The organism is Chitinophaga polysaccharea, from assembly GCF_007829335.1.
GTDB classification, from domain to species: domain Bacteria; phylum Bacteroidota; class Bacteroidia; order Chitinophagales; family Chitinophagaceae; genus Chitinophaga; species Chitinophaga polysaccharea_B.
The window spans coordinates 354,894-368,298 of record NZ_VIWO01000001.1 but is presented as its reverse complement, the minus strand read 5'-3'; the positions used below and the strand labels follow the sequence as shown (position 1 = coordinate 368,298).

13 protein-coding genes are annotated in these 13,405 nt (G+C 46.8%); 11 read left to right on the top strand and 2 right to left on the bottom strand.

The features are described 5' to 3' along the window. Positions 1-18 precede the first annotated feature (18 nt). Together FHW36_RS01530 and FHW36_RS01525 are read right to left on the bottom strand one after the other, a co-directional pair. Entirely contained in the window at positions 19-1,764 is a 1,746-nt protein-coding gene (locus FHW36_RS01530) for an N-acetylmuramoyl-L-alanine amidase (RefSeq protein WP_145661182.1), read from the bottom strand. A 111-nt stretch (positions 1,765-1,875) separates the two neighbouring features. Next, positions 1,876-3,669 (bottom strand): acyl-CoA dehydrogenase family protein, encoded by a 1,794-nt coding sequence (locus FHW36_RS01525; protein ID WP_145661179.1) that lies wholly within the window; start codon positions 3,667-3,669, stop codon positions 1,876-1,878. Positions 3,670-3,923: 254 nt separating this feature from the next. Here FHW36_RS01525 and FHW36_RS01520 point away from each other — a divergent pair, with 254 nt between their 5' ends. From FHW36_RS01520 to FHW36_RS01470, 11 genes are all read left to right on the top strand, one after another. Further along, positions 3,924-4,700: an alpha/beta fold hydrolase gene (locus FHW36_RS01520; RefSeq protein ID WP_186452268.1), complete on the top strand. Its 777-nt coding sequence runs from the start codon at positions 3,924-3,926 to the stop codon at positions 4,698-4,700. Positions 4,701-4,705: 5 nt separating this feature from the next. Then, complete coding sequence (locus FHW36_RS01515) at positions 4,706-5,848, top strand: glycosyltransferase (RefSeq protein ID WP_145661173.1); 1,143 nt, start codon at positions 4,706-4,708, stop codon at positions 5,846-5,848. A 21-nt stretch (positions 5,849-5,869) separates the two neighbouring features. Next, positions 5,870-6,988, top strand: a complete 1,119-nt coding sequence (locus tag FHW36_RS01510; RefSeq protein WP_145661171.1) for an ABC transporter permease — start codon at positions 5,870-5,872, stop codon at positions 6,986-6,988. Positions 6,989-7,037: 49 nt separating this feature from the next. Next, complete coding sequence (locus tag FHW36_RS01505) at positions 7,038-7,469, top strand: hypothetical protein (protein ID WP_186452267.1); 432 nt, start codon at positions 7,038-7,040, stop codon at positions 7,467-7,469. A 74-nt stretch (positions 7,470-7,543) separates the two neighbouring features. Next, positions 7,544-8,659, top strand: coding sequence for a glycosyltransferase (locus FHW36_RS01500; RefSeq protein ID WP_145661165.1), 1,116 nt, complete (start codon positions 7,544-7,546; stop codon positions 8,657-8,659). A gap of 52 nt (positions 8,660-8,711) precedes the next feature. Next, a complete protein-coding gene (gene gldC / locus FHW36_RS01495) occupies positions 8,712-9,059 on the top strand; it encodes a gliding motility protein GldC (RefSeq protein WP_145661161.1) in 348 nt (115 codons plus the stop codon). A gap of 18 nt (positions 9,060-9,077) precedes the next feature. Next, positions 9,078-9,530: a GatB/YqeY domain-containing protein gene (locus FHW36_RS01490; RefSeq protein WP_145661158.1), complete on the top strand. Its 453-nt coding sequence runs from the start codon at positions 9,078-9,080 to the stop codon at positions 9,528-9,530. 93 nt (positions 9,531-9,623) lie between these two features. Continuing rightward, entirely contained in the window at positions 9,624-10,166 is a 543-nt protein-coding gene (locus FHW36_RS01485) for a CvpA family protein (protein ID WP_145661155.1), read from the top strand. 70 nt (positions 10,167-10,236) lie between these two features. Further along, positions 10,237-11,013: an alpha/beta fold hydrolase gene (locus FHW36_RS01480; protein ID WP_145661152.1), complete on the top strand. Its 777-nt coding sequence runs from the start codon at positions 10,237-10,239 to the stop codon at positions 11,011-11,013. Positions 11,014-11,129: 116 nt separating this feature from the next. Beyond that, positions 11,130-11,789, top strand: coding sequence for a CBS domain-containing protein (locus FHW36_RS01475; protein ID WP_145661149.1), 660 nt, complete (start codon positions 11,130-11,132; stop codon positions 11,787-11,789). A 176-nt stretch (positions 11,790-11,965) separates the two neighbouring features. Beyond that, positions 11,966-13,378, top strand: coding sequence for a POTRA domain-containing protein (locus tag FHW36_RS01470; protein ID WP_145661145.1), 1,413 nt, complete (start codon positions 11,966-11,968; stop codon positions 13,376-13,378). Positions 13,379-13,405: the final 27 nt, after the last annotated feature.

The following is a 13,405-nucleotide window of genomic DNA, read 5'->3' as shown; positions in this document are numbered from 1 at the left end:
TTTTATGCAGCGGTGGCCTTACCGGCTAACCGCTGCTTCTTTCAGGTAATCCTTTACACCTTCCACAATTTTGGTAACAATGAATTGCTGGAATGCAGGTTGTAATATCTTTTCCTCATCGCCGGGGTTGCTGAGAAATAACGTTTCAATCAGCGCATCGGGGAACTCTGTAGGATTGTTGAGGATGAAATTAAAGTTGTCGTTATTTCCAAAATCATTTAGTCCCGTTTGCAGCAAACGATCATGGATAGCCGCATTCAGCGGCTCGCAGAAAGGTTGTTTGTAATACGTAGCCGTACCATATACATCTACGGGGTTTACGGAAGAGTTGAAGTGAATGCTCAATAACAAGTCAGGATTAGCCCGGCGGAAAAAAGACAACCGGTCTTCATTGGCCACAAACTTTTCAGTAGTACGCGACATGATCACTGTGGCGCCTTCTCTTTCCAGCAGGTTTTTGAGCTGCAAGGCTATTACCAGGGTCATTTGCTTTTCTACGGTGCCGGTTAGCCCGGTGGCGCCGGGATTGCCGCCGCCATGGCCAGGATCTAACCCAATGACCAGGTTTTTCAACGACAGGTTAGCCGGTACACGTTTAACCTTTACCGTTATACGGTTATTTTCATAGTATACCTGGTATCCCCAGGGGGCATGTTGCAGGGAAATAACCATGCGGCATACATCGTGGGAAGGTTGGCCCCAGGCAACGGAAGTAATTTCTTTCGTGTTCTGCAACAATGTGCTTAATCCTTTTTCAGCATAAGCGCCATGTATGTCTACAATAATTTTTTTGGAAGACACCAGCTGGGTGGAAGTATACGGTAGCTTGTCAGACAAGGCCACGGAAACATAGTCGTATTTGTCGTCTCCCCATATTTTGGGATCGTCTGCAATGCTCACGGACAGCTGTTCCTGGGGGATTTCAGTATCTATCAGGGGTTCGGGTATAAAGGCTGTTTGTTTGGAAGACAGCCTTACTTTGTAATAATCGTCTTGCCTGCCTACAATATGCAACAATACATCTTTGTCGAGGTAGCCAATTTTATCCGGCCCCAGGCGGTCGCCATGCGGACTGGAAGTGAGGTAAGTCATATTATCGATGGTACGGCCGGTGAAGGGGAGCTCATTGTGCATAACGTGGTAGTGGTTGGGACTGGCCAATACGGCTGTTTCTCCATTACGTTTGCGCAGGCGTACCATTATTTTCCCATTCAACAGCGAGTCGCCGGGTTGTATGATATAGGTGCCCGTGTAGTAGCCCGGCACTCCTCCGGTTTGCGAGGCGGGCATTTCCCGGAGTGGGCTGTCATTGAACCAGCTGGCTGTTTCACCGGGGTACCCTTTCATTTTTATCCGCAGGGTATCACCTTCCATTAGTTCCAGGTTGCCGGAAGGAGATATATCTATATAGTCTATACGAAAAATGTTGGTAGCAACGGGCGCTGGTGGCGGGTTGTAATAGAATACTACATTTTTAGTATATGTTTCACCGTTAGGGGCAGTAGTAGTAATGGAAAAACTATTGCGCCCGGTAGCTAATTCATATTTAGTGGCAAAGGTGCCGGTGGAATACACATGTACAGAGTCGCTGTTGATGGTGACGGTACAACCCATGCAGGTCCTGCCGGCGATGAATTGTTTGGCCGTGGTCACATTATTCTGATCCCTTGAAGGCTGGCTAAGACGCAGGGACACCTGGCTGCTGGCTAAGAAGGGGATACAAAGTGCAATAAAAATGGGAGAAAAAAACTTCAACGATAGCATAATAACCTGTCATCAATATCTATGAAAGAGTGTAAAGATAAGCAGGAGAGGGGAATAGGAGAAAAGCTTTTAGCTGCCAGGGTTACTAACAGCTAAAAGCCTGATATGATATTAAAAGCTATATTTATTGTCTGCAATCAGTTTATCCGCAATTCTTCTGCGGGCATCTTTTGCGTTAAATGGTTCTGCTTTGGTAAAGCGTTTGAGGCCTAACAGCATCATACGTTGTTCGTCGCCTTCAGCGAAGGCGTTGATAGCATCCTTACCGGATTTGTTGATACGATCGGCTGCATCGTAAATGAAGGTCCGTACAATGTCGGCCTGGAAAGAAGCGGCGGCTTCGCCTTTGCTGGTGGTAAGTTTGATTAAGCGGAGCAATGCACTTTCGGCTACAAAAGTTTCGATGGCCATATCGGCAATATCCATGAGGATTTCCTGTTCATTTTCCAGCTTCATCATGAGTTTCTGCGCAGCGGCGCCGGCAGCCATGAGGATGGCTTTCTTGAAATTGGCGATCATCTTCTTTTCCTTGCTGAAGGCGGTTTCATCGTCGCTGCCAAAGTCAGGAATACTCATCAGTTCCTTCATCACATTCATGGCCGGTGTCATCAGGTCCAGCTTACCTTTCATGGCGCGTTTCAGGGTCATGTCGAGCGTAAGCAGCCGGTTAATTTCATTGGTACCTTCAAAGATGCGGTTGATGCGGGAATCGCGGTAAGCTTTTGAGATGATATATTCATCGCTGAAGCCGTTGCCACCGTGAATCTGTACGCCTTCATCCACTACAAAGTCCAGCACTTCGGAACCGTTTACCTTGAGAATGGCACATTCTACGGCGTATTCTTCGGCGGCACCCAGCAGTGCTTCGTTAAAAGGTTTGCCGGCAGCCAGCAGTTCTTTTTCTTTCTCATCTATCAGTTGAGCGGTGCGGAACAGGGCTGATTCGGAGGTCCAGGTACGTATAGCCATTTCCGCTAGTTTGTGCTTGATAGCGCCGAAGTTGGCGATCGGTTGTTTAAACTGGGTGCGGGTATTGGCGTATTGTACGGAGGTATTGATACATTTTTTTGCGGCCCCCAGCGCAGCGGCACAGAGTTTCAGGCGGCCGATGTTGAGGATGTTGAAGGCAATCAGGTGACCTTTACCGATTACACCCAGCACATTTTCTGCGGGTACTTTGGCATCCTGGAAATAAATTTGCCGGGTAGAAGAACCCTTGATCCCCATTTTATGTTCTTCGGCGCCCAGGGTAAATCCGGGAGTGCCTTTTTCAACAATAAATGCCGTGAATTTGTCGCCGTCAATTTTAGCAAATACGGTGAACACGTCTGCAAAACCGGAGTTGGTGATCCAGCTTTTCTGTCCATTCAGCACATAGTATTTTCCATCTTCTGTGAGCTTGGCGGTAGTTTTAGCGCCAAGGGCATCAGAGCCGGAATCTGGCTCCGTAAGGGCATAAGCGCCTTTCATTTCACCGGTAGCCAGTTTAGGAATATATTTTTCTTTTTGTTCGTTGGTACCAAAATAAAGGATGGGTAAGGAACCAATACCCGTATGCGCAGCCATGGCAACAGAAAAAGAGTGCCCTGCGCCCAATCCTTCGTTGATAATCGTAGCGGTTACAAAATCTTTACCCAGTCCTCCATATTCTTCGGGGAAGGAAGCTCCCAGCAAGCCTTGTTCACCCGCTTTTTCCAGCAGCGATTGCATTAAACCTTCTTCCTGTTTATCCAGGCGTTCTACAATCGGGGTTACCTCCTTGCTGATGAACTGGTCTGCCATGTCTTTGATCATCAGCTGTTCTTCTGAAAAGTCTTCCGGGGTGAAAACATCCTCCGGAGCGCTTTCCTTTACCAGGAATTCTGCGCCTTTCAGCGCAGTCTTATTTTCAACTGTTGCGTCCATGTTACTGAATTTTTGGTAGTTCTGTAATTTACTGAAAAAAGCATAAAGCTGCGTAGGTTTGATCCGGTTTAGCTAAACATGCTGATGCTATTGATTTTTCACTGAATTTAAATCAATTCACCTACTGAAACCGGCATTGGTTTATTTTTAACAAAAAATAAACTGGTAGAAAGTCATTCAGTGGCTAACTTTCTCCTTTGCGCTTTATTCACTATCATTGTCCCCCTTTTATGTCTGACTTTTATCTCTCATATTTGAAAAGCCAGTTTCACGGTACCTGTGAAGGTACGGGGGAAGCACTATTGATTTGCCTGCATGGCTTTGGGGAAAGCGCCGCACACTTTCAGCCGCTCACAGCTACGCTGGGAGAGCGGTTTACTATCGTAGCGCTGGACATGCCACTGCACGGCAGTACGGAGTGGCGCGAAGAAAGAGCTTTTGAAAAGGAAGACCTGGTAACCATTGTGCGCATGGTATTGCAACAACAGGGGAAAGACAGGTTTTCCCTGATGGGATATAGCATGGGAGGCAGGTTATCACTTTGCCTGGTAGAAAGATTGGCGCCTAAAATAGATTACCTGGTATTGGCTGCTGCAGACGGTTTGCGGAATAATCCCTGGCATATGTTTGTTACACAAACCGGTATAGGCAACCGGATATTCAAATATAATACCTATCATCCCCGTTTATTCTTTACGCTGCTGCATACCTGGCGTAAACTGGGTTTGCTGAATCAGAGTGTATATAAGTTTGCACTGCACAGGATGAATGAACAATCGAAAAGAGCATTGGTGTATAATGTATGGACCAACTTACGGCATATGATGCCGGACAAAAAGAAGTGTAAACAATTATTATCTCAATATAACGTTTTAACGCTGTTGGTCTTCGGAAAATACGATCGTGTTATTCCTCCTGTATTGGGTACCCGCTTTGCGGATGGTTCATTTCCCTCTAAAATATTGATATTAGACAAAGGGCATCAGCTGATATCCGCGCAGCTGGGCCTTATCATCAATAAAAATCTTTAACCTGGATGCAGTTTTTTGTAATTATATTGATTGTGCTGTCGCTTGGCTATGGTGTACTAATGCTGTGGTATAGCCTGGGTTGGAAACGGTTGAAGAAGTTTTCCACAGTAGGGCAAACTGCCGGCCATACTGCCGTAACGGTTATTATTCCCGCCCGGAATGAAGCGGCTAACCTACCGGCTTTACTGGAAGCGCTCCGGCGCCAAACCTATCCAGCCGCTTTACTGGAGGTGATCATCATCGATGATTTTTCTACAGATAATACTGCTGATATCATCCGCAACTTCCCGGCAGAAAATATTCACCTGCTGGAACTAAGGCAATACCTGGATGAGGAGCAACGATTGAATTCCTACAAGAAGAAAGCTATTGAAATCGCCATATCCAAAGCCAGCGGGGATCTTATTGTTACCACAGACGCTGATTGTGTGATGGGACCGCGCTGGATTGACACCATGGTACAATTTTATGAACATCATCTCCCTAAATTTATAGCCGCACCGGTTAGCTTCTACAAAGAGCATAATTTCTTTAAGCGCCTGCAATCGCTCGATTTTATGACCATGCAGGGCATTACCGGAGCTGCCGCGCAACTGGCCTCGGGCACTATGTGTAACGGCGCTAACCTGGCCTACGAGAAGAAAGCGTTTCATGAAGTGGGCGGCTTCGCCGGGATCGACAACATCGCCTCCGGTGATGATATGTTGCTGATGTACAAGATATACAGTGCCTATCCGGATAGCGTAAAATACCTGAAAAGTGAAGATGCCATTGTGCGCACCCTCGCCGTAGATACGCTGAAAGACTTTATGAATCAGCGTATCCGCTGGTCGTCCAAGGCCGATAAATACGAAGACAAACGACTTACCTGGGTATTGCTGCTGGTATACCTGTTTAACCTGGGCCTGTTAATTATGGGAGTAATGGTCTTGTTTTTCCCGGTATGGTGGCCCTGGTTCCTGATAGTGTTATTGTTTAAAATAACGCTGGAGCTGTATTTCCTGTTGCCCGTGGCAAAGTTTTTCAACAAAACGGAATTGTTACTATGGTTTATTCCCGGTCAGGTGTTCCATATTCCTTATATTGTTGTTGCCGGCTGGCTGGGTAAGTTTGGTAGTTATCAGTGGAAAGGCCGTACGGTTAACTAAATACATCGCCTTTTATCAAGTATGCAATCTTCCTGGAAACGATTATACCGCAATAAGGGTGCAGTGGCCGGTTTACTGGTAATAGCCCTGTCGGTGCTCATTAGCGTGCTCGCTTATGCGCTGGCGCCCGATAATACACCGGATGCCAATAGGATGATCCTGGAAATAGAGGGGCAACACCCGGGATTCCGGATTACCATGCTGGCTGTGAAGAAAGAACGGCCGGTGGTTACGGTATCTTTATGGGAACGGCTCTTACACGGACAGGAACCGGATATGACCTGGATCCCGCTGCGTTCCTGGCAGTTTAAAGACAGCGCCATTGTGATACAACGTTATGTAGATGAATCTACCGGAAGAGAAGAGGTATATCCTCTTACTACTGTACTATACGGTAAACCAGTTGCTACGGTGTCATTGGCGGAGTTGCAGGAGGAAGTCCGGAAGATGCGGATTTTTAATGCTACTTATTGGTTGGGGACCGATAAGTTTGGCCGGGACATTTTAAGCCGGCTGTTGGTAGGTACCCGGGTGAGCCTGGGGGTAGGATGTATTGCTGTGGTTATTTCCCTGAGTATAGGCGTGTTATTAGGCGCTGTAGCTGGTTATTTCAAGGGCCGCACCGATGATGTGGTGATGTGGCTGGTAAATGTAGTATGGTCGATGCCTACATTGCTGCTGGTATTTGCGCTTACCCTGGCGTTGGGCAAGGGTTTCTGGCAGGTATTTATTGCCGTGGGGCTAACGATGTGGGTGGGCGTGGCCCGTATTATCCGCGGACAAGTGCTGGCCATCCGGGAGCTGGAGTATGTAGAAGCCGCCAGGGCGCTGGGATATGGCCACGTCCGGATTATTGTAAAACACATATTACCCAATATCCTGGGACCGGTGATGGTGGTAGCTGCGGGCAACTTTGCTACGGCTATCGTGGTAGAGGCGGGACTTAGCTTCCTGGGCGTGGGAGTACAGCCCCCGCAGCCTTCCTGGGGATTGATGATCAAGGAAAACTATAACTTTATCATTACACATAACCCGTTGCTGGCCCTGGCGCCAGGCATTGCGATTATGTTACTGGTATTGGCTTTCAACCTGTTGGGGAATGGTTTGCGCGATGCCATGGATGTACGAAGTAAAATTTGATTTGCATATAAAAAAAAGCTAATTTCAGGCTCCCATATATACTTGAAATATGCTATTGAAAAACTGTTTCCCTGTATTATTAGCTTTTGTTGTGCTGACTTTCGTCTCCTGTAAAAAGAAAAAGAGCGATAATCCTGCTCCTAATGTACAGGAGGAAACACTGGCATTTACCCTTCCCGACATACAACTGGGCAAGTATAATATAGCAATGGACAGCAGTTACGCGCTGAAAGTAAATGTTACCTCCAAAATGCCGGATGCCGGCGTAAAGGTGATGTTGAGCGTGGTTACGGAAACCGGTGCCATTCCTTTAGCCCAGGATCCTGTGCCGGACACTAAAGCACCGCAGTTTACTATCAACCTGCGCCATCTGAAGCCATTGAAAACATACGAGGTAACGGTGTGGTTATCTTCCCTGGGCAACACAGCCAATGTTACCACCCACCAGGTATTTTATATCACAAATAAGTCGGATCAATAGCGGGAATCCCGAAATCCTGCTTCCCGAATCTAAAATTGTGTAGGTTTGCATGCTCGCAGACAAAGGATTCGTTTATGCAAATTGCTGTTAATGCCGCTTGTTTAAGGCAGGACATGCCTGCCGATACCGGGAGAGTGGCTGCTGATATTATACTGGCGATGTGCCGGCAACAGCCGGGGCATCAATTCACTTTCTATTTTGATGGGGAGATGCCACAAGGGTTATCGCTGCCGGCCAATGCCACCACGGTGATATTGCCCCGTAAAGGCAATAAGTCCTGGCATTATTACTGGTGGCTGGAATGGCAGCTGGTGAAGGCGATGAAATCTTCCCGGCCGGATTTTTACCTGGGATTAGACGGAACTGTGCCGCTGCGTAGTAAAATCCCTGCCGGCCTGCTGGTAAGGGACTTGTCGTTTCTTAAAGAAGCGGGTTTACAGCCGGAAGTACAGCAGCGGTCGCTCAAAAACAATATGCGCCAATACCTGGCCAAAGCGCGGTGTGTTAGCGTGGTATCGGCCACTACGAAGGAAGAAGTAGTGCGATATGCCCCGGGCGTGATGGATAGACTGGTGACCCTGGATATAGGCCTGAGTGATGCCTACCGGCCGCTGGAATGGGAGCAACGGGAGGCGGTAAAAAAGGAATTTGCCGGAGGGGCAGAGTATTTCCTGGTAACAGGGAGCGTGCATCCCCGAAATAATATAATGCCGGTGCTGAAAGCATTTTCTGCCTTGAAGAAACGGCAGCGGAGCAATATAAAATTGGTACTGGCAGGGAGTATTACACCGGCAGGTGCGGATATTGCCGCTTCCCTGCAGAGCTATAAATTTCGCCAGGACGTGGTTTGCATAGAAGCAGCCGATGAGGCTATGCTGGCCCGGTTAACAGGGGCGGCTTATGCGCTCGTATATCCGTCGAGGTTTGAGGGACTGGCTTTGCCCATTTATGCGGCACAGCGCTGCGAGGTGCCGGTGATTGCCCTGGATAGCACAGCGGCCCGGGAAGCGGGTGGGGATACGGTATTGTATGCCGATCCGGCCAGCCTGGACGATTTGTCGGAAAAAATGAGCCTCCTGTACAAAGATGAGCAGCTGAGGAGCCGGTTGCTCTCAAAAACACCACCAGTGAAGCTTTCTGCCAGCTGGGAGCAGGCGGCTTTGCAGTGGTGGAATGCCCTGACCAGATAGGAGTTTCTCAAAATGAGGAAGGATGGCTATTTTTGCGCTTTAATTGATAAACATGAGTACAATATCTACTATAAAGATCCAGGTAGGACTGGACGATCAGAAGGTGCCGGAGTCAATAGCCTGGAGTGCTACCGACAATAAGGATGATAGATTAATGAAGGCCAAGGGGATGATCGTGTCCTTCTGGGACCCGGCAGAAAGAGCTGCCCTGCGTATAGACTTGTGGACGAAAGATATGATGGTAGATGAAATGGCTGATTTCTTCTTTCAGACAATGATGACCATGGCAGATACCTATGCAAGGGCTACGCCTTATAAAGATCAGGCCGACGAAATGCGTGCTTTTGCAAAGGATTTCTTTAAGAAATTCCAGGAAAAGCAGGCTGCTGAAGGACAATAATCCATTAAACCTAACCATATGTCATTAGAATTAGATATCAACGCAGGCATTAAGGCTGCGATGCTGGGTAAAAAAGAAGCAGAATTGCGCGCGCTGCGTGCTATTAAAGCGGCCATCCTGGTGGCTAAAACTGCAGAAGGAGCCAGTGCTGAACTGACAGAAGCCGATGAAAGCAAGTTGCTGCAGAAGCTGGCCAAGCAGAGAAAGGATTCCCTCGAAATTTTCCGTGCCCAGAACCGTGAAGACCTGGCTGTAAAAGAGCAGGAAGAGCTGGACGTGATTGAGCGTTTCCTTCCTAAACAGATGAGCGAGGCCGAATTACGTACGGCCATTACTGATATTATTACCTCCACTGGCGCCAGTTCCCCGGCTGATATGGGAAAAGTAATGGGCGTTGCTACCAAACAACTGGCCGGTAAAGCCGATGGAAAGGCTATTTCCGCGCTGGTAAAGGAACTGCTGAGCAAGTAGTAAGGCCGGATTTATAAATATTGGAATTTTTCGCCGGGAGAATTTTTCTCCCGTCAAAAAATTCCAACATTTGTAAATACCCATATTTCTAACATGTCTATAGATATTATTTTTGCTATTATCATGGTGTTTGCCATTTACCGGGGCTACACGCGTGGGTTAATCGTAGCGGTGTTTTCGCTGGTAGCCGTGATGCTGGGATTGGCAGCAGCCCTCAAATTATCGGCGGTAACTGCATTGTATGTACAGCAGCATTGGGATATGCATTCCCGTTGGATACCAGTCATTTGCTTCATCGGTTTGTTCCTGGGGGTAATACTACTGATCCGGCTGGGAGCCGGCATATTGCAGAAGCTGGTGGAAATGGTGATGCTGGGTTGGTTGAATAAATTGGGGGGAATACTATTGTATAGCGTTATATTTATAATAATTTATAGTGTAGTGCTGTGGATGGCCAACCAGGTATATTGGCTAAGCCCCGAAACGAAGCTACAGTCGGTAGTATATCCTTATATTGAGAACGTCGGCCCGTGGGTGTTAGATCACATCGGAGAGGTGATACCGGTTTTTAAGAATATGTTCTCTCAGCTGCAGGCATTTTTCGAGCAGGCAGCGCAGCATATTCAACATGGTTAACTTGTTCCGGGAGTTTTTAGATTAATAAAAAGAATTATTTTAGCGTAAAATTGACTTTCAAGATTTGGCAATGGATTACGAAATCAAAACACAGGGTAAGTTTAATTTTATAGAAGAAGGAGAGGGAGAGCCACTGGTATTATTGCATGGACTTTTTGGTGCTTTGAGCAATTTCTCGCACATGATCGAATATTTCCGGCAGTATAACAAGGTTGTGATTCCGATGTTACCCCTGTATGATTTGAACATCCTGGAAACATCGGTAGGAGGATTAGCCAAATATGTGCACAAGTTTATTGAAGCCAGGGGATACAAAAATGTGCATCTGCTGGGCAATTCACTGGGAGGCCACGTAGCATTGGTGTACCTGCTCAAACATCCTGAAGCACCTGTGAAATCGCTGATCCTGACCGGCAGCTCCGGCTTGTTCGAAAATGGAATGGGCGAAACCTATCCTAAACGCGGGGACTATGAATATATCCGCAAGAAAGCAGAACTTACTTTTTACGATCCGAAAGTCGCTACCAAAGAGCTGGTAGACGAAATGTTCGAAATTGTAAATAACCGCCTGAAAGTGATTAAAATCATCACGCTGGCGAAATCAGCTATCCGTCACAACCTGGGCGATGAACTGCAGGATATTAAGCAACCAACTTTACTGATCTGGGGTATGAATGATACCGTTACACCCCCTATGGTCGGCGAAGAGTTTAAAAAATTGATACCTAATTCTGAACTGCAGTTTATCGACAAATGTGGACATGCACCTATGATGGAAGTCCCTGATGAATTCAACAAAATTTTGCACGCTTTCCTGGAGAAACTGAAGTACCAGCCTGTCAGTTAAACCGGCGCTTTCCTGGCCGCTTCCGACTGTACTGAAATGTGCAGCGTTTTCGCGTACATGTAATTTCTTTTTCTGTTGGCATATTCTTTACTATTATTGTGTAAGAATACACTAACATGATTGCCAGAGAACTCATATCGTCAGTACCTGCTCTGCATCCTTCTGATACAGGAGCAAAGGCGCTGCGTCTGATGAATGAATATCATCTGACGCAACTACCTATGGTAGTGGATAGCAAATACCTGGCCCTGGTGGAGGAAGATGATATCATGGATATCGAAGACCTGGATGTACCCCTGGAATCAATGGAGTACGGTGGCTCCCGTCCGGCTGTCATGGAATATGCTCATCTGTTTGAGGCGCTGAAACTATTCTACGACTTTAAATTATCTGCGCTCCCGGTAGTTACCAAGGAAAGCGAATACCTGGGCATCATCACCAAAGATAACCTGGTTACCGCTTTCGCTGCCTTTAATGCAGTAAAAGAGCCCGGAGGTATCGTTGCCTTTGAAGTGGAGCCCCGCGATTTTGCGCTGAGCGAAATTGCCCGGATCGCCGAATCAAATGACGTAACCCTCCTGAGCGTAAATACCCTTAGCAACCCTGCCACCGGTAAAATGGAAGTGATGCTGAAAACTAACCGGCAGGAATTACAGGGACTGTTGGCTACTTTCGAGCGCTTCAATTATGTGATCAAATACGTTTTTGCGGAAGAGCCGGAAGAAGAACTCCTTAAAAAGAATTACGATCTCCTGATGAACTATATCGGGATGTAGGAGAGCTAAAAGCATAAAGCTAAAAGCACAAAGCTATTGTGTAGAATGATCACAGCGAATTTTAAATATTCGCTAAATTCTTCTACACAATAGCTTTTTGCTTTCCACTTTATCCTTTCGGCTTTTTATTATATTTGACTATTGTCAACGCTTTTAAAAATTTTTACAGGACCTACATGCTGAGATGCTGTTACCGCCTGCTGGCCATGATCTGCCTGTTGGGATTCGTGTTACCCGGAACTGCTGAAGGACAATCTGTACCTGCAAAGGATAGCAGCTACCTGGTAGTGCGTAACATTGTTGTACTGGGAAATAAGAAAACCCGTACCTCCGTTATCGTGCGGGAAATCAGCACGGTGCCCGGAGATACCATCTATTTCCGGGATCTGGGGGAAGTCCTCGAAAGAACACGCAAACAACTACTCAACACCTCCCTTTTCCTCAACGCTACCGCCAATGTGAAAAACTGGGAGGGTAACAATGCCGACCTGGTCTTCGAAGTGTGGGAACGATGGTACACTTTTGCTTTTCCCATTTTTAAGCTGGCCGACCGCAACTTTAACCAGTGGTGGGTGGAAAAAAATCATAGCCTGAGCCGGGTAAACATTGGTCTCAGTGGAACCCAGGGAAATCTTACCGGCCGTAACGACGAGTTAAACGCATCCCTGCAGTTCGGCTATACCCAACGATTTGCCCTCCAGTATAATCTTCCTTACATTGATAAACACTTCCATCATGGGCTTGGTATAATCGCCATCTATAAACGTAACCGCGAGGTAAATGATAGCACCAAAGGCAATAAACAACAGTTTTTCCGCAAGGAAGATTTCCTTCGCCAGATTTACCAGGTGGGGCTCAGTTACAGCTATCGTAAGGCCATTAATACCAGGCACCAGGTGTTTGTGAATTATAATTATGAGAAAGTAGCCGACTCTGTAGCAATCATCAATCCTAATTACCTGGGAAAAGGCCGTACCAGCATAAATTTCCTGGATATCACTTACCGGATGACCTACATCAAAGCGGATAGCTGGGTATACCCCCTTAAAGGAATGAGTGTCCTGGCTGAAGTGGGAAAAAGAGGCATAGGTCCCTGGAATGATATTGACGATATTCATTTCCGGCTAAACGTAGCCAGGTATTGGGAGTTACGCCCTAAAACCTTTGCAGCCCTTGGCTTCCGCGGGATGGCGAAATTTTCAAACGAACAACCATATATCAATCAGCAGGCGTTGGGATATAACGATGACTACCTGAGAGGATTGGAATATTATGTGGTAGATGGTACCAGCTTCGCTATCCTGAAATCAACACTCCGGCAGGAACTATTATCGGTGAAGATAAAACTACCCATCGTACCTAAGAAATTCAGCCAGGTACCCATACGTATTTTTGCCAAAGCGTACGGGGATGCAGGTTATTCTTACAATAAATTTCCAGGCACCAGCTTCCTCAATAATCGTATGCTATATACCGGCGGGCTGGGCATCGACATCGTTTCTTTCTATGATACCTGCCTGCGGATCGAGTATAGCTTTAACCAGTTAGGGCAAAAAGGACTATTTTTACACACAAGCATAGACATGTAGTGCCCAATTGCCCTGATAGCGTTGGTC